The 16,052-nt window shown below is 69.0% G+C and carries 14 protein-coding genes; 6 read left to right on the top strand and 8 right to left on the bottom strand.

Translation table 11 applies throughout. The annotated features are described in order from the left end of the window. Window positions 1–60: 60 nt before the first annotated feature. On the top strand, window positions 61–831 hold the full coding sequence (locus OHT51_RS14575; protein ID WP_328879364.1) for a class I SAM-dependent methyltransferase: 771 nt from the start codon (window positions 61–63) through the stop codon (window positions 829–831). A gap of 69 nt (window positions 832–900) precedes the next feature. Here the strand turns inward: OHT51_RS14575 and OHT51_RS14570 are convergent, their stop codons facing one another. The 3 genes from OHT51_RS14570 to OHT51_RS14560 are packed head-to-tail and all read right to left on the bottom strand — an operon-like array spanning window position 901 to window position 3,617. Then, window positions 901–1,662, bottom strand: a complete 762-nt coding sequence (locus tag OHT51_RS14570; protein WP_328879363.1) for an amino acid ABC transporter ATP-binding protein — start codon at window positions 1,660–1,662, stop codon at window positions 901–903. A gap of 1 nt (window position 1,663) precedes the next feature. Continuing rightward, window positions 1,664–2,623, bottom strand: a complete 960-nt coding sequence (locus tag OHT51_RS14565) for an amino acid ABC transporter permease (RefSeq protein WP_328879362.1) — start codon at window positions 2,621–2,623, stop codon at window positions 1,664–1,666. A 28-nt stretch (window positions 2,624–2,651) separates the two neighbouring features. Beyond that, window positions 2,652–3,617 carry an ABC transporter substrate-binding protein gene (locus tag OHT51_RS14560; protein WP_328879361.1) on the bottom strand — a complete coding sequence of 322 codons (966 nt, stop codon included), beginning with the start codon at window positions 3,615–3,617 and terminating at the stop codon, window positions 2,652–2,654. A gap of 671 nt (window positions 3,618–4,288) precedes the next feature. Here OHT51_RS14560 and OHT51_RS14555 point away from each other — a divergent pair. The 4 genes from OHT51_RS14555 (at window position 4,289) to OHT51_RS14540 (ending at window position 7,809) form a co-directional block, all read left to right on the top strand. Further along, a complete protein-coding gene (locus OHT51_RS14555) occupies window positions 4,289–5,512 on the top strand; it encodes an NAD(P)-dependent malic enzyme (RefSeq protein WP_328879360.1) in 1,224 nt (407 codons plus the stop codon). Between the two features lie 429 nt (window positions 5,513–5,941). Further along, window positions 5,942–6,907, top strand: a complete 966-nt coding sequence (locus OHT51_RS14550; RefSeq protein ID WP_328879359.1) for a zinc-binding dehydrogenase — start codon at window positions 5,942–5,944, stop codon at window positions 6,905–6,907. Between the two features lie 123 nt (window positions 6,908–7,030). After that, window positions 7,031–7,240 (top strand): helix-turn-helix domain-containing protein, encoded by a 210-nt coding sequence (locus OHT51_RS14545; RefSeq protein WP_039651429.1) that lies wholly within the window; start codon window positions 7,031–7,033, stop codon window positions 7,238–7,240. After that, window positions 7,240–7,809 (top strand): Clp protease N-terminal domain-containing protein, encoded by a 570-nt coding sequence (locus OHT51_RS14540; RefSeq protein ID WP_328879358.1) that lies wholly within the window; start codon window positions 7,240–7,242, stop codon window positions 7,807–7,809. Before OHT51_RS14545 ends, OHT51_RS14540 begins: the two co-directional genes overlap by 1 nt. Window positions 7,810–7,944: 135 nt before the next feature. Here OHT51_RS14540 and OHT51_RS14535 read toward each other — a convergent pair whose 3' ends face one another. Next, a complete protein-coding gene (locus tag OHT51_RS14535; RefSeq protein ID WP_328879357.1) occupies window positions 7,945–8,994 on the bottom strand; it encodes a PadR family transcriptional regulator in 1,050 nt (349 codons plus the stop codon). Between the two features lies 1 nt (window position 8,995). Next, on the bottom strand, window positions 8,996–10,063 hold the full coding sequence (locus OHT51_RS14530) for a DUF4097 family beta strand repeat-containing protein (protein ID WP_328879356.1): 1,068 nt from the start codon (window positions 10,061–10,063) through the stop codon (window positions 8,996–8,998). A gap of 183 nt (window positions 10,064–10,246) precedes the next feature. On the opposite strand from OHT51_RS14530, the gene OHT51_RS14525 reads away from it, so the two are divergent. Next, window positions 10,247–11,092: a hypothetical protein gene (locus tag OHT51_RS14525; RefSeq protein ID WP_328879355.1), complete on the top strand. Its 846-nt coding sequence runs from the start codon at window positions 10,247–10,249 to the stop codon at window positions 11,090–11,092. Window positions 11,093–11,198: 106 nt separating this feature from the next. Here the strand turns inward: OHT51_RS14525 and OHT51_RS14520 are convergent, their stop codons facing one another. From OHT51_RS14520 to OHT51_RS14510, 3 genes are all read right to left on the bottom strand, one after another. Then, on the bottom strand, window positions 11,199–11,381 hold the full coding sequence (locus tag OHT51_RS14520) for a DUF6104 family protein (protein ID WP_003997970.1): 183 nt from the start codon (window positions 11,379–11,381) through the stop codon (window positions 11,199–11,201). 70 nt (window positions 11,382–11,451) lie between these two features. After that, on the bottom strand, window positions 11,452–11,784 hold the full coding sequence (locus tag OHT51_RS14515; protein WP_328879354.1) for a CU044_2847 family protein: 333 nt from the start codon (window positions 11,782–11,784) through the stop codon (window positions 11,452–11,454). Between the two features lie 179 nt (window positions 11,785–11,963). Further along, window positions 11,964–15,773, bottom strand: a complete 3,810-nt coding sequence (locus tag OHT51_RS14510) for a multifunctional oxoglutarate decarboxylase/oxoglutarate dehydrogenase thiamine pyrophosphate-binding subunit/dihydrolipoyllysine-residue succinyltransferase subunit (RefSeq protein WP_328879353.1) — start codon at window positions 15,771–15,773, stop codon at window positions 11,964–11,966. Between the last annotated feature and the right edge of the window lie 279 nt (window positions 15,774–16,052).

Genomic DNA, 16,052 nt, shown 5'->3' with positions numbered 1-16,052 from the left:
GTCGGGTAACAACTGATCGTGCTTCCAGGGTATTACGTGACATGCGCGATGGAGGGTTCGATGACGGACACGGACATCACCACGACCGGCGCCGACTGGGCCGCCTGGCAGGAGAGCTGGGACCGGCAGCAGGAGTGGTACATGCCCGACCGCGAGGAACGCTTCCGGATCATGCTCGACATGATCGAGGCCCTCGTCGGACCCGCCCCACGCGTGCTCGACCTCGCGTGCGGCACGGGAAGTATCACGGCCCGGCTGCTCAAGCGGTTCCCGGAGGCCACGAGCACCGGCGTCGATCTCGACCCGGCGCTCCTCGCCATCGCCGAGGGCACCTTCGCGGCCGACGAGCGGGTCTCCCTGGTCACGGCCGACCTCAAGGACCCGGAGTGGCCTGCGAGGCTGCCGTACGACTCGTACGACGCCGTCCTGACCGCTACGGCCCTGCACTGGCTGCACCGTGAACCCCTCGCGGCCCTCTACGGTCAGGTCGCGGAGCTCGTCCGCGACGGCGGTGTCTTCATGAACGCGGACCACATGATCGACGAGTCGACGCCCCGCATCAATGCCGCCGAGCGGGCCCTGCGTCACGCCCGCATGGATCAGGCCAAGGCGGACGGCGCCCTCGACTGGGCCGAGTGGTGGCAGCTGGCCGCCAACGACCCGGTCCTCGCCGAACCCACGGCCAGGCGCTTCGAGATCTACGGCGAGCACGCCGAGGGCGACATGCCGTCCGTCGAGTGGCACGCGCGCGTACTGCGCGAGAAGGGCTTCGGGGAGGCCCGGCCGGTGTGGTGCTCTCCGTCGGACACGCTGCTGCTGGCTCTCAAGTAGCGCGGCCCCGCAGCATGACGGAGGGGCGGTACGGGAATCCCGTACCGCCCCTCCACCTGCGACCGACCGTCAGAGCACCTTGGACAGGAACGCCTGGGTCCGCTCGTGCTGCGGGTTCGTCAGGACCTCGCGCGGGTCGCCCGACTCGACGACCACGCCGCCGTCCATGAAGACCAGGCTGTCGCCGACCTCGCGGGCGAAGCCCATCTCGTGAGTGACGACGACCATCGTCATGCCGGACTCGGCGAGGTCGCGCATGACGTCGAGGACGTCACCGACCAGCTCCGGGTCGAGGGCCGAGGTCGGCTCGTCGAACAGCATCAGCTTCGGGTCCATCGCGAGTGCCCGGGCGATGGCGACGCGCTGCTGCTGGCCGCCGGAGAGCTGCGAGGGGTAGCTGCCGGCCTTGTCGGCCAGGCCGACGCGGTCGAGCAGCTCCCGGGCGCGCTCCTTGGCCTGGTTCCTGCTCACGCCCTTGACCTGGATGGGCGCCTCCATGACGTTGTCCTGCGCCGTCATGTGCGGGAACAGGTTGAACCGCTGGAACACCATGCCGATGTCCCGGCGCTGCTGCGCGACCTCGCTGTCCTTGAGCTCGTACAGCTTGTCGCCCTTCTGGCGGTAGCCGACCAGCTCACCCTCGACGTACAGCCGACCGGCGTTGATCTTCTCCAGGTGGTTGATGCACCGCAGGAACGTCGACTTGCCGGAGCCGGAGGGGCCGATGAGGCAGAACACCTCGCCGGTCTTCACCTCCAGGTCGATGCCCTTGAGGACCTGTACGGGACCGAAGGACTTGTGGACGCCCTCGGCCTTCACCATGGCGGTCATCTCACACGCCCCTCTCGCTGCTGAAGGCCATCAGGTTGACCTTGATCTTCTGCCACGGAGTCTGTGGCAGGTTCCGCAGCGAGCCACGGGCGTAACGGCGCTCCAGGTAGTACTGGAAGACGCTGAACACGCTGGTCATGACCAGGTACCAGATGCACGCCACGAACAGCATCTCCATCACGGCGTACGAGGTGGAGCCGATGGTGGAGGTGGCGCGCAGGAGTTCGTTGTACGTCACCGCGTACACCAGCGACGAGGTCTTCAACATGTTGATGAACTCGTTGCCGGTCGGCGGCACGATCACCCGCATCGCCTGCGGGATCACGATGCGGCGCAGCGTCTTCGCGTGGCTCATGCCGAGCGCGTGCGAGGCCTCGGTCTGGCCCTCGTCCACGGCCATCAGACCGGCGCGGCAGATCTCCGCCATGTACGCCGCCTCGTTCAGGCCCAGACCCAGCAGGGCGGCCATGAACGGGGTCATGACGTCGACCATCTCGTCCTTGTAGATCGGACCGAGATCCAGCATGGGGAAGATCAGCGCCAGGTTGAACCACAGCAACAGCTGGACGTAGACCGGCGTGCCGCGGAAGAACCAGATGTAGACCCAGGCCACCCAGCTCGTCACCGGGTTCTTGGACAGGCGCATGACGGCCAGGATCACGCCCAGGACCACGCCCATGATCATCGCGAGGACGCTGATCAGCAGGGTGCGGCCGGCGCCCGCGAGGACCGTGGGGTCGAAGACGTAGTCGCCGACGGCGCTCCACTGGATCTTCTCGGCGGTCGCGAAGGCGTTGACCAGCAGGGCCACCAGAGCCAGCACGACGACACCGCTGACCCAGCGGCCGTAGTGCCGGACCGGGATGGCCTTGATCGCCTCGGGCGGGATGGCCCCGCCCTCCTTGGAGACGGCGGCCGACGGCTTCGCGTCGGCCGGCTCCTTGTCGAACTTGTCAGTCACAGTGACTGCCCTTCAGTGTTTCTGGCCGTCACTTGCCGCCGTTGATCTCGGCCTTGTCGATCGCGCCGGACTCGGCGCCCCACTTCTCGAGGATCTTCTTGTACGTGCCGTCCTCGATGATCGCGTTGACAGCCTCTTCGAGGGCCGCGGAGAGCTCCTTGTTGTCCTTGTTCACCGCGATGCCGAACGGACCGGCGTCGATCTGCTCTCCGACGACCTCGAAGTCGTTGCCGCCGCCGGACTTGCGGGCCAGGTCCACGGCCACCGGGTAGTCGTTGACGCCGGCGACGGCGCCGCCCGACTTCACCCGGGTCTGGGCCTCGGTGTCGTTCTCGAACGACTCGATGTTGATCTTCTTCTTGCCGTCGTCCGTGCAGGCCTTGGACTGGGTCTGCAGGGCCTTCTCGTACGTCGTACCGCGCTGTACGGCAGCCGTCTGGCCGCAGAGGTCCTCGATCGAGTTGATCTTCTTCGGGTTGCCCTTCTCGACGTACACGGCGGTGCCGGCCACGAAGTAGTCGACGAAGTCGACACCCGGACCGAGCTTCTTGCCCTTGTCGTCCAGGCCCTCCTGGCGCTGCGGGTTGTCCGTGATGGAGGACATGGCAACGTCGTAGCGGCCGGAGTTCAGGGCGGTGATCAGGCCGTCGAAGGAGCCGGAGGTGAACTGGAACTCCACACCCAGCTTCTCGCCCAGGGCCGCGGCGATGTCGGGGTCGACGCCGACGATCTTGCCGCCCTCCTGGAACTCCATCGGGGCGTACTCGGCGTTCGTGCCCGCCTTGATGACGCCGGCGTCCTGGATCTTCTTGGGCAGCTTGGAGAAGAGCGGGGCGCTGTTGGCGTTCCCCGTCTCGTTGGTGCCCTCGCTGCCGCCGTCATTCGTCTGGTCACCGCAACCGGTGAGAATCAGGGCGCCTGCGACCGCGATCGAGGCGACCGCTGCCAGCCGGGAGCGCGTGGCGGTCGTACGACGGGTGGAGCGTGCGGTCATGGTGGGTTCCTCCGGCGGATGGGTGGAGTTGCCGATGGGGCGGGCGCCCGCCGGGACTCGGCAGGTGCCTTGGTTTCATAGGCCGACGAGGGCACACACCTTCGAGTGTCGCGACCTCGTGCGATTACGGCATCTTGCCATTCGGACTGAGGCATTCAGGGCGCTCGCGATGTCAAAATCGGATAACGGGTTACCCCCGAACCGCCTCAGGTCGGTACATCCTGACCGCACCTTCTGCGGGAATCTGTCCTTCCGGCCGGAAGATCTTCGGCCTGTCTCGGGATGCAGGCCGGCCGTCGGTCTGGTGTGCGGGCTTGGCAGCCTTTCGTGGTCTCCAGTGTGGATTGTCTACTTATTGTCCGCTTATCTGGCCATGAATCGCAGTGGTTCCGTCGTCGGGTCGTGTCCGATTCGTGTTGTCCCTGTGGGTGTTTCCCTTCCCGCCATGTGATCTTGCACGTATTGGACTCGTCGGGGCGCGGTCCGTCCGGTAAGAAGGTTCTTTACACCCCTCATCCGGGGCTCATGGCGCGTGTGCGGCGCGCCGTCGCGTATGGGTCCGTACGTCGTACGTCGTACGTATCAACGAGCAGGGCCATACGCGGTCCCGCCCACTTCTCACCAGGAGTGGTTCCACCCTCAAACCATGAACACTTAAGGGGTCAGACAAAGTGGCAGCGGAGATCGTCAATCCTCGCGGCGGAGGCAATACCGATCAGGACGGTGGGGTCGAACCCCTCGATTCCTTCGATCCGGCCTTCGCGCTGCATCGTGGCGGCAAGATGGCCGTGCAGGCCACCGTGCCGGTCCGTGACAAGGACGACCTGTCCCTGGCGTACACGCCCGGCGTCGCGAAGGTGTGCAGCGCGATTGCCGAGCAGCCGGAGCTCGTGCACGACTACACGTGGAAGTCGTCCGTCGTGGCCGTCGTGACCGACGGCACGGCTGTGCTGGGGCTCGGTGACATCGGGCCCGAGGCCTCCCTTCCGGTGATGGAGGGGAAGGCGATTCTTTTCAAGCAGTTCGGTGGTGTCGACGCGGTGCCGATCGCGCTCGACTGCACGGGCGTCGACGAGATCGTCGAGACCGTGGTCCGCCTCGCGCCGTCCTTCGGTGGTGTGAATCTGGAGGACATCTCGGCGCCCCGGTGCTTCGAGATCGAGCGGAAGCTGCAGGAGCGGCTGGACATCCCGATCTTCCACGACGACCAGCACGGTACGGCTGTCGTGACGCTGGCCGCGCTGCGGAACGCCGCGCGGCTGACCGGGAAGGGGCTCGGGGATCTGCGGGCCGTCATCTCGGGGGCGGGCGCGGCTGGTGTCGCCATCGCGAAGATGCTGGTCGAGGCCGGCATCGGGGACGTCGCCGTGGCGGACCGCAAGGGTGTGGTGTCCGCCGACCGTGACGACCTGACATCGGTCAAGCGGGAGCTGGCCGGGTTCACGAACAAGGCCGGGATCACCGGGTCGCTGGAGGTGGCGCTGGAGGGCGCCGACGTGTTCATCGGGGTTTCCGGTGGGACGGTGCCGGAGGAGGCTGTCGCCTCCATGGCCGAGGGCGCGTTCGTTTTTGCCATGGCCAACCCGAATCCCGAGGTGCACCCCGATGTCGCGCACAAGTACGCGGCGGTCGTCGCAACCGGGCGGTCGGACTTCCCGAACCAGATCAACAACGTGCTGGCGTTCCCGGGGATCTTCGCGGGTGCTCTGCAGGTTCGGGCGTCCCGGATCACCGAGGGCATGAAGATCGCTGCGGCTGAGGCGCTGGCGGCTGTGGTGGGGGACGACCTCGCCGCGGACTACGTCATTCCGTCGCCGTTCGACGAGCGGGTGGCGCCGGCGGTCACGGCTGCTGTGGCTGCTGCGGCTCGGGCCGAAGGGGTTGCCCGGCGCTGACGCGGTGCTGCGGCAGGCGCTGATGTGGGATGGCCTCGCCCGGGATGGGCGGGGTCATTTCTTTGCCCGGGCGGGCCGTCGGCGGAGGGGTGCCGGGTGCCTGCGGCGGCCCGTTGCTGTGCGGGGGGAGTGCGGGTAGCCCCTGCGGGTGTGGTGTGGGTCGGGGGGGCATGCCGGGGGGTTTCCGTCCTCGGTCGGGCGGTTGCCGTGCCTTGAGAGGTGCTGTTTCTTGACGCCCGCCGCTGCGGGCGGGCACCCCCCCGGCACGTCACCTTGCCGCCCTACGCGGGTGCCGCGCCGCGGGGGTGCGCCGTGGGCTTGGGTGCGCGGAGCCCTATGGCTTTCGTCCGTGCGGTTGGTCGTCAAGCGGGCGTGTGTCACAGGGGCGTGTTGTTCCGTCGGGTGTCGCGGGAGCCTATCGTCAAGGTCATGTTCGCTGTCTACGCCGCCCGAATCGACCGCGACCAGCCGCTCTCCGGATTGGAGTTGGGGGAGCGGCCGGCCCCCGAGGTCCGTCCCGGCTGGAGTGCCGTCAACGTCAAGGCCGCTTCCCTCAACCATCACGACCTCTGGTCACTGCGGGGCGTGGGCCTGCCCGAGGACCGGTTGCCGATGATCCTCGGCTGCGATGCCGCCGGGGTCGATGAGGACGGCAACGAGGTCGTCCTGCACTCGGTGATCGGACAGAGTGGGCACGGGGTGGGCCCCAAGGAGCCTCGTTCCATTCTCACCGAGCGGTATCAGGGGACCTTCGCGGAGCAGGTCGCCGTGCCGACCTGGAACGTCCTGCCGAAGCCCAAGGAACTCTCTTTCGCCGAGGCCGCCTGTCTGCCGACTGCCTGGCTGACCGCGTACCGGATGCTGTTCACCAATGCGGGGGTACGGCCCGGGGACTCCGTGCTGGTGCAGGGAGCCGGGGGCGGCGTCGCCACCGCTGCCATCGTGCTGGGGAAGGCCGCGGGGCTGCGTGTCTTCGCCACCAGCCGGGACGAGGCCAAGCGGAAGCGGGCCCTGGAGCTGGGGGCCGTGGAGGCGGTGGAATCGGGAGCTCGGCTTCCGCAGCGGGTCGATGCCGTGATCGAGACCGTGGGTGCCGCCACGTGGTCGCACTCCGTCAAGTCGCTGAAGCCCGGGGGCACGCTCGTCATCTCGGGTGCGACGAGTGGTGATCGGCCCTCGCATGCCGAGCTCACCCGGATCTTCTTCCTGGAGTTGAAGATCGTCGGGTCCACGATGGGGACCAAGGACGAGCTCGAGGATCTGCTCTCCTTCTGCGCCGCCACCGGTGTGCGGCCTGTGATCGATGAAGTGCTTCCGATGGATCGGGCCCGTGAGGGCTTCGAGCGGATGGAGTCGGGGGAGCAGTTCGGGAAGATCGTGCTCACCAACGGATAGTTCGCAGGACGGCACCTGCAGCTTGCGGCGGGTTCGGGGCTTTGCCTCGGGCTCGCCGTTTTTGTTCGGCCACTCTGTCAACTGAGGTTGACGGGAGAAGGTGTGTCAACTTAGGTTGACGGTATGACCGAAGCAACAGATCTTGCCGCGCGTGCGGGTGATCGTGATCCTCGGGTCGGGCTACGGGCCGTTGCGGCGCTGCGCCGGCTGCTGGAGCAGTTGGAGGCCGTGCAGGTGCGCAGTGCGCGCAATCAGGGGTGGTCGTGGCAGGAGATCGCCGCGGAACTCGGGGTCAGCAGGCAGGCCGTGCACAAGAAGTACGGGAGGCGTTGATGTTCGAGCGGTTCACGAAGGATGCCCGTGCCGTGGTCACGGGGGCCGTTGAGCACGCCGAGAGGGCAGGGGCGCAGACCGTCGACGCCGAGCACATGCTGCTCGCCCTGCTCGACCGGGAGGGGAGCCGGGCCTCGTTCGCGCTTGCGGCGCTCGGCGGTGGGGAGTGGCTGGAGTCCGTGCGGTCGGCGTTGGGGGAGGCCCGGCGGCGGGGTGGGTTGTCGCAGGCCGAGGCAGATGCGCTCGCCGGGTTGGGGATCGATGTCGGGGAGATCGTCGCCCGGGTCGAGGAGGTCCATGGTGTCGGGGCGATGTCCGGGGAACGGAAGGACAAGGGGTGGTGGTCGGGGCGCCGCTCCTTCAGCCGCGAGGCCAAGGACGTGCTGGAGCGGTCGCTGCGAATCGCCGTCGCGCGCCGGGACCGGCACATCGGCGACGAGCACATCCTCCTGGCCCTGACCACCCGCCCCGGTGTGCCCTCCGAGGTCCTCGCCGATCACGGGGTGACCCATGAGGCTGTGAACCGGGTGTTGGGAGGAGGGGGAGAAGGGGAGGCCAAGGCCGGGTGATGAGGGGAAGCGGCAAGGAGGGGAGGTGGGGGTGCCTGTCCTTCGGGTGGGTGCGGGTGCGGAACCTCCTGGTCCAGCCTGACTGGGCAGTGCGGTGCCACTGACGTGGGCGCCGTGCTGCCCAGGGGCGTGATGTCAGGGCTTCGGTGTGCGCAGCAGGGCTCCGATGTGTGCTGCCGCTGTCGACAAGTGGCGTCGGGCGTCGCGGAGTTGGTCCGCGGTCACGCCGTGGTCCCTTGCTGCGTCTCGGATGTCGTCGCGGAAGCGGTCCAGCAGGCGGTCGAGGTCGCGGGCCGGGTCGTCCGTGGGGGACTCGTGGGCCCAGGCGGGCTCGTAGTCGGCGGGGAAGTCCTCGGGGGTGTCGGAGTAGTCGGGGTGCTGCTGTGCCGACTTGGGGGCGCTCGGACGGCCAAAACCGAAGTCCCGGCCCAATCCCTTGCCGTAGTCCTTGCCGAAGTCGCCGAACTCCTTGGCCAGTTCCGTCAGGCCCTCCCTCACGCCCGTGGGCCAGTCGCCGCGGGCAAAGTGGTCCTGTACGTGTTCCTGGACCCGGCGGGCGATGCGCTGGACCTCCTCCTGGGCCTGGGCGCGGGCGTGGTCCTGGGCATCCTTCGCCTGGCGTCGGGCGCGCTGGGCCTCCTCACGGGCCCGGCGGCTCTCGTCCTTGGCGCGTCGGGCCTGTTCCTTCCACTCCTGCTTGGCGCGGCGCATCTCCTCCTTGGCGGCGCGCCACGCTTCCTTGTCGGTGTAGTCGGAGAAGTCGCCGAAGGGTGTGTCCGTCTTGGCGGACGTGCCCGTGCGGGCCTCGGTCGCGGCTGCCCGCATCTCGCGGCGCAGATCGCCCGCAGCGCCGCGCACATCGGCCCGGATCTCGGCGGCGAGTTCGGCGACCGACTCCCTGATCTCCAGCTCCAGGTCGGCCAACTCGCCACTGCGGTCGGCGAGTTCGGCCCGGCCGGCGTCGGTGATGGCGTACACCTTGCGGCCGCCCTCGGTGGTGTGGGTGACCAGGCCCTCGGCCTCCAGCTTGGCGAGGCGGGGGTAGACGGTGCCGGCCGACGGTGCGTACAGCCCCTGGAAGCGCTCTTCGAGGAGGCGGATCACCTCGTAGCCGTGGCGCGGGGCCTCGTCCAGCAGCTTCAGCAGGTACAGGCGGAGGCGGCCGTGGGCGAAGACGGGGGGCATGTCAGAGCACCTTCTTGTCGGTCGTGCCGTCGGCCGGGGCGTGGGGTGGGGCATCGGTTGGTTCATCGCCCTGGCCGGAGACGGAATTGTCCCCCGGGCTGCGGTGTGTGTCCTTCAGCGGGGCCGTGGCGGGGTTCGTGGCCGTCGTCGGATCGGTGTCCGTAGGTGAGGCCGTGCCCGTGGTCGAGGCCGTGTCTGTCGTCGGGGCCGTGGCCGTCGTGGGCTCGGGGTCCTCCCAGGCCTCCGCCTCCCACGGCTCCTCCTCCCTCGGCGGGCGGCGCAGCAGCGCGATCGAACCGGAGACCGTCGTCGCCCGGAGCTTGCCGGTGCCTGCGCCCAGCCGGCCGGTGATCTTGTGGGCACCCCACTGGCCGTGCACCCGGAGGCCCTCGAAGGCGTTGGAGATCGTGCCGCTCGCGGTGTTGGCCTCCACGTCCGCGTCCGCCGGGGCCGGCAGGCGGATGGCGATCTCGCCGGAGACGCTGGTCAGCCGGACGTCGGTCGGGCCCTCCGGGTCGAGGTCGACGATCATGGAGCCGCTGACCGAGTCGGCCTTCACGGAGGAGCCCGAGCCCTCCACGACCGTGAGATCGCCGGAGACGGAGTTGAAACGGAGGTCTCCGGTGACGGCCTGGGCCTCCAGGTTCCCGGAGACCGTGTCGGCGCGGACCGGGCCCGACAGGGCGACGAGCGTGGTGTCCCCGGTGACGCCCTTGACCACCGACGGGCCCTGGATCCCGGAGACCACGGCCCCGGCGCCGACCACGCCCACCTCGACGCGCGTGTCGGCCGGCACCGCGAGGGAGACCACCGCGCTGCGGCGCCAGCCCTTGCGGTCGAGCCACTTGAGGAAGCCCTTCCAGGGCAGGTCCTCGTAGGCCACCGACAGGGTGCCGCCCTCCTGGGTCACCACCAGGGGTGGGCCGTCGATCTCGGAGACCTCCAGGCGGGCGGAACCTTCGTCCGTGCCCACCACGTTCACCGTCCCGTTGACGATGCGCACCTGGAGCTCGCTCACCGGCTCGTCGAAGGTGAGCTTCCTGGGCTCTGCTACGGACCACTCGGGCATGGTGCGGACCTCCTGGGCGACCGGACACGGCCGCGTGGGCCGGGACGGACCGGAACGATGAGCAATGACACGCCATATCGCGTCTTCTGGTAAACACGATATATCGCGGGCTTTGAAAGTCAAGGCACTCGTTCTGGTGATCACAAGTCACGCGAGGTGGACAAATCGGCCTAGCGTGTTGGCATGCCGACGGAAGAGTCCAGCGTCGCCCGCCAGGCCCGTCCCGCCCCGGGCGCCCTGCTGCTCTGCCGCGCGGATCCCGAGTCCGTCGCGCCCGTCGCCCGGCTGCTGCGCGAGGACATGCTGCTCGCACCGGCCGGCGGGGAGTGGAGCGTGCTCGTGCCCGAGGGGCGGCCCTGGCTGGAGGGCGACGAACCGATCGACCGCGTCCTCACCGGCTGGGCCACCGCCCTCGCCGTCGGCGCCCCCTGGCCGGTCCTCGCCCTGTGGTGGGACGCCGACCGCGCCGGATACACCCTGGCCTCCGGCTTCCGTCGCCCCGTCGGCTACGTCTGGCTCGCCAACGGCACCCCGGTCGGCGAGGACGAGGCCATGCGCTCCTTCGCCGGCCGGCTCGGCCTCGATCCCGTCCTGGACATGCAGGCCCTCGACGAGCTGACGCGCCCCGACGCCGAGGCCGACGGGCGGGCACGCATGCGTGGCCTGGTCGCCGTCCTCACACGCGCGGGTGTGTCCCTGCCCGACGGCCTCGCTCCCGGCGACAGCGCCGACAGCCTCGACGCTGCCGCCCGTGCCCAGCCGCACATCCGCCTGATCGAGTGGTGGGGCTGGCGCGAAGCCTTCCGCGCGGAACTCGACGCCGTCGAGGGGGGCCGCCTCGGCCCCTGGCTCCCCTGGGCCGCCGGCCCCAAGGCCCGCGCCCTGGCCCTGGCGCAGATCGCGACCGGCCTGCCCCTCGCGGCCTGGGGCCTACGGCACCACAGCGGCGGCTGGCTCGCGGCGGGCACCGTGCTGCTGGCCCACGGTGTGCTGGGACTGGCGTACGAGACGGTACGGCCGCTGGACTGACGGGGTTGGGGTGGTTGTGGGGCGGCTGGGTTGAGGGGGAGGCCTGGGGCGGCTTGCGGAACGGCCCGCTCACGTTCAGACGGTCGACCGACCCCCTGCTCGGCGTCTAGACGTCGTCGTCCTCGTCGTCGAGCCGGGCCAGCCACGTCGCCAGCCGCTCCACCGGTACTTCGAAGTCGGGGTTCAGGTCGACGAAGGTGCGCAGCTGCTCGGCCAGCCACTCGAAGGTGATCTCCTCCTCGCCGCGCCGCTTCTCCAGTTCTTCGATGCCTCGGTCGGTGAAGTACATGCAGTGAGGATATGTCGTGCCCGGCACGCGCGTGTGTGTGGGAGTACGGACCGGCCGTCGGCTGCGCGACTCATGCGCCGGAGTGGTTCTTCTCCCAGCCCAGCTTGACGACGATGTGCCCCTCGACCCCCGCCTTCGTCAGCACGGCCCCCGCGCTGGCGTTCAGCTTCACGCCGAACTCCAGCTCCACCGTGGTGGGCTGGGCCGCCTGGAAGGTGCGCAAGGTGGTCTCGGCGGCCCGCCTGATGGGGGCCAGGGCCTCCTCCAGGGACACGGAGGCCTCGCGCATACGGTCGCCGACGCGTGAGGCGCGGACCATGCCGGGCTCGTCGTCCTCGACCTCCACGACCAGTTGCGCGGAGCCGTCCTCGTCGTCCATGGCGATCCGCAGCAGCTCGGCCATTCATTCCCCCGTGGGTCACAACCCGCCTTGCGAACGGGTCGGTTCAGCGTGTCCGTCCCTCCATCCAGTCGCACGGCAGGCCAGTTGGCCGCAAACGCCGGAAGGCCCGGTTCCGAGTCACGTGGACTCGGAACCGGGCCTTCCGAACTGACCCGTTCAGCGGGCCGGGCCTCCGGGGCTCAGGCCTCGAACACCTCACGCACCAGCTGCTCCTGCTCGGCCTGGTGCCGCTTGGCGGAACCGACGGCCGGGGACGAGCCGTGCGGACGCGAGATGCGGCGCAGGCGCTCGCCGTGCGGGACGTCGGCGCCGACCGCGAGGTCCAGGTGGTCGATCAGGTTGAGCGCGATGAACGGCCACGCACCCTGGTTCGCCGGCTCCTCCTGGGCCCACAGGTACTTCTCGGCGTTCGGGTACTTGGCGATCTCGGCCTGGAGCTCGGTACCCGGCAGCGGGTACAGGCGCTCGATGCGGATGATCGCCGTGTCCGTGACGCCGCGCTTCTTCCGCTCGGCCTCGATGTCGTAGTAGACCTTGCCGGCGCAGAAGACGACCTTCTTGACCGCGGCAGGGTCGACCGACGCGTCGCCGATGACCGGCTGGAACTGCCCGGTCGTGAACTCCTCCGCCTTGGAGGCGGCGGCCTTCAGGCGCAGCATCGACTTCGGGGTGAAGACGACCAGCGGCTTGTGGTGCGGGTTGTGCGACTGCCACCGCAGGAGGTGGAAGTAGTTCGACGGGGACGTCGGCATCGCGACCGTCATGTTGTTCTGCGCGCACAGCTGGAGGAAGCGCTCCGGGCGGGCGGACGAGTGGTCCGGTCCCTGGCCCTCGTAGCCGTGGGGGAGGAGCAGGACGACGCCGGACGTCTGCGCCCACTTCTGCTCCGCCGACGAGATGAACTCGTCCACGACCGTCTGGGCGCCGTTGACGAAGTCGCCGAACTGGGCCTCCCACATCACGAGCGCGTCCGGGCGGGCCAGCGAGTAGCCGTACTCGAAGCCCATGGCCGCGTACTCGGACAGCAGCGAGTTGTAGACGTTCAGCCGCGCCTGGTCCTCGGAGAGGTACTGCAGCGGCGTGTACTCCTCGCCCGTCTCGCGGTCGATGATCACCGCGTGGCGCTGGCCGAACGTACCGCGCTGCGAGTCCTGGCCGGCCAGCCGGACCGGGACGCCGTCCAGCAGCAGGGAGCCGACCGCGAGGGTCTCGCCCATGCCCCAGTCGATGGTGCCGTCCTCGACCATCGCCGCCCGGCGCTGCAGCTGCGGCAGCAGACGCGGGTGCACGGTGATGTGGTCGGGGATGTTGACCTGGGACTCGGCGATCCGCTTGACGGTCTCCGTGGTGATCGCCGTGTTGACGGCCACCGGGAACTCGGCCTGCGGGTCGGAGGGCTCCGCGACGGCCGGCTGCGAGGTGGCCTCGCGGACCTCCGTGAAGACCTTCTCCAGCTGGCCCTGGTAGTCCTGCAGGGCCTGCTCGGCCTCTTCCAGGGTGATGTCGCCGCGACCGATGAGGGACTCGGTGTAGAGCTTGCGCACCGAGCGCTTCTTGTCGATCAGGTCGTACATCAGCGGCTGGGTGAAGGCCGGGTTGTCCGACTCGTTGTGACCGCGGCGGCGGTAGCAGATGAGGTCGATCACGACGTCCTTGTTGAACGCCTGGCGGAACTCGAAGGCCAGGCGGGCAACGCGGACGACCGCCTCGGGGTCGTCGCCGTTGACGTGGAAGATCGGGGCCTCGATCATCCGGGCCACGTCGGTCGAGTACATGGAGGAGCGCGAGGACTCGGGCGCCGCCGTGAAGCCGACCTGGTTGTTGATGACGATGTGGACCGTGCCGCCGGTGCGGTAGCCGCGCAGCTGAGACATGTTGAGCGTCTCGGCCACGACACCCTGGCCGGCGAAGGCCGCGTCACCGTGCAGGGCGACGGGCAGGACCGTGAAGTCCGTGCCGCCCTTGTTGATGATGTCCTGCTTGGCGCGCGCGACGCCCTCCAGGACCGGGTCGACCGCCTCCAGGTGGGAGGGGTTCGCGGTGAGCGAGACCTTGATCTGCTCGCCGTCCAGGCCCGTGAAGGTGCCCTCGGCGCCCAGGTGGTACTTCACGTCGCCGGAGCCGTGCATCGACTTCGGGTCGAGGTTGCCCTCGAACTCGCGGAAGATCTGCGCGTACGACTTGCCGACGATGTTCGCGAGCACGTTCAGCCGGCCGCGGTGGGCCATGCCGATGACGACCTCGTCCAGGCGCGACTCGGCGGCCGAGTCGAGGACCGCGTCCAGCAGCGGGATGACGGACTCGCCGCCCTCCAGGCTGAAGCGCTTCTGCCCGACGTACTTCGTCTGCAGGAAGGTCTCGAAGGCCTCCGCCGCGTTCAGCCGGCGCAGGATGCGCAGCTGCTCCTCGCGCTCCGGCTTGGTGTGCGGGCGCTCGATGCGGTCCTGGATCCACTTGCGCTGCTTGGGGTCCTGGATGTGCATGAACTCGATGCCGGTGGTGCGGCAGTACGAGTCGCGCAGCACGCCGAGGATGTCGCGCAGCTTCATCAGGGACTTGCCGGAGAAGCCGCCGACCGCGAACTCGCGCTCCAGGTCCCAGAGCGTGAGGCCGTGCTCGGTGATGTCCAGGTCGGGGTGCTTGCGCTGCTGGTACTCCAGCGGGTCGGTGTCGGCCATGACGTGGCCGCGGACCCGGTAGGAGTGGATCAGCTCGAAGACACGGGCGGCCTTCGTGACGTCGTCGTCGTGGGACGCGTCGATGTCCTTGAGCCAGCGGACCGGCTCGTAGGGGATGCGCAGCGACTCGAAGATCTCGTCGTAGAAGTTGTTCTCGCCGAGCAGGAGGTTCGCGACGATCCGCAGGAACTCGCCGGAGGCGGCGCCCTGGATCACCCGGTGGTCGTAGGTCGACGTGAGCGTCATGACCTTCGAGATGCCGAGCTTGTTCAGGGTGTCCTGGGAGGTGCCCTGGAACTCCGCCGGGTAGTCCATGGAGCCGACGCCCATGATCACCGACTGGCCGGGCATCAGACGCGGCACGGAGTGGACGGTGCCGAGGCCGCCGGGGTTGGTCAGGGAGACGGTCACGCCGGTGAAGTCGTCCATGCCCAGCTTGCCGTCGCGGGCGCGGCGGACGATGTCCTCGTAGGCCTGCCAGAACTCGAAGAAGTTCAGGGTCTCGGCCTTCTTGATGCCCGCGACCACGAGCTGGCGGTCGCCGTTGGGCTTGACCAGGTCGATGGCGAGGCCGAAGTTGATGTGCTCCGGCTTGACCAGGGTCGGCTTGCCGTCCTTCTCCGCGAAGGAGTAGTTCATCGACGGCATGGCCTTGATGGCCTGCACCATCGCGTAGCCGATCAGGTGCGTGAAGGAGATCTTCCCGCCCCGGGCGCGCTTCAGGTGGTTGTTGATGACGATGCGGTTGTCGAAGAGCAGCTTCACCGGGACCGCGCGCACGGACGTGGCCGTGGGCACCTCCAGGGAGGCGTTCATGTTCTTCGCGACCGCGGCGGACGGGCCGCGCAGCGTCACGAACTCCGGACCGTCGGCGGCAGCGGCGGCGGGCTCGGCCTTCTTCGGCTGAGCGGGCTTCGCGGCCGGGGCGGGCGCGGCGGGCTTCGCGGCAGCCGGAGCCGGGGCCGCGGCGGCGGGCGCTGCGGCAGCGGGCTTCGGGGCCGCGGGGGCCGGCGCGGGGACCGACGGGGCGGCCGGAGCAGCCGGGGCGGCGGGAGCCGCCGGAGCCGTGCTGGTGGTTCCCGCGGCCCCCGAGGCCGCGGTACCCGCCGGAGCCGAGGCGGCAGGCGCTCCCGGCTTGTAGTCGGCGAAGAAGTCCCACCAGGCACGGTCTACGGAATTCGGGTCCTGGAGGTACTGCTGATAGATCTCGTCGACGAGCCACTCGTTCGGCCCGAACGCGGCCGCGGGGTTCTTGCCCGCTTGGTCGGTGTCGGTCGAGATGCTCGAGTTACTGGGGGACTGTGGCGACACGGCGGCAACCGCCCTCTTCCGCTTCACAAGGTGATGGACAGCGGGAATTAAGGCTACGCCCCCATGGCCGAGAAGGTCAGGCTGAGCAAGGTCATCGTCGTGTAAGTCACATCGGAAAGCGTGTTTCGGGCCCGGAAATGGCGGGAAACAAGCGTGGTTCCGCTTCGGATGACCGCAGATGGGACGACGGGATCTCGACCTGGCGCGCCGAAAGCGCAGGTCCGTACCTGATCACACGTGTCCGTCAGCCAGGACGCACGTGGATCTTGATGCTCCGCT

It is taken from the genome of Streptomyces sp. NBC_00299 (assembly GCF_036173045.1).
Taxonomy (GTDB): domain Bacteria; phylum Actinomycetota; class Actinomycetes; order Streptomycetales; family Streptomycetaceae; genus Streptomyces; species Streptomyces machairae.
The sequence above is the reverse complement of the archived record's forward strand: the minus strand, read 5'-3'. Positions and strand labels throughout refer to the sequence as shown.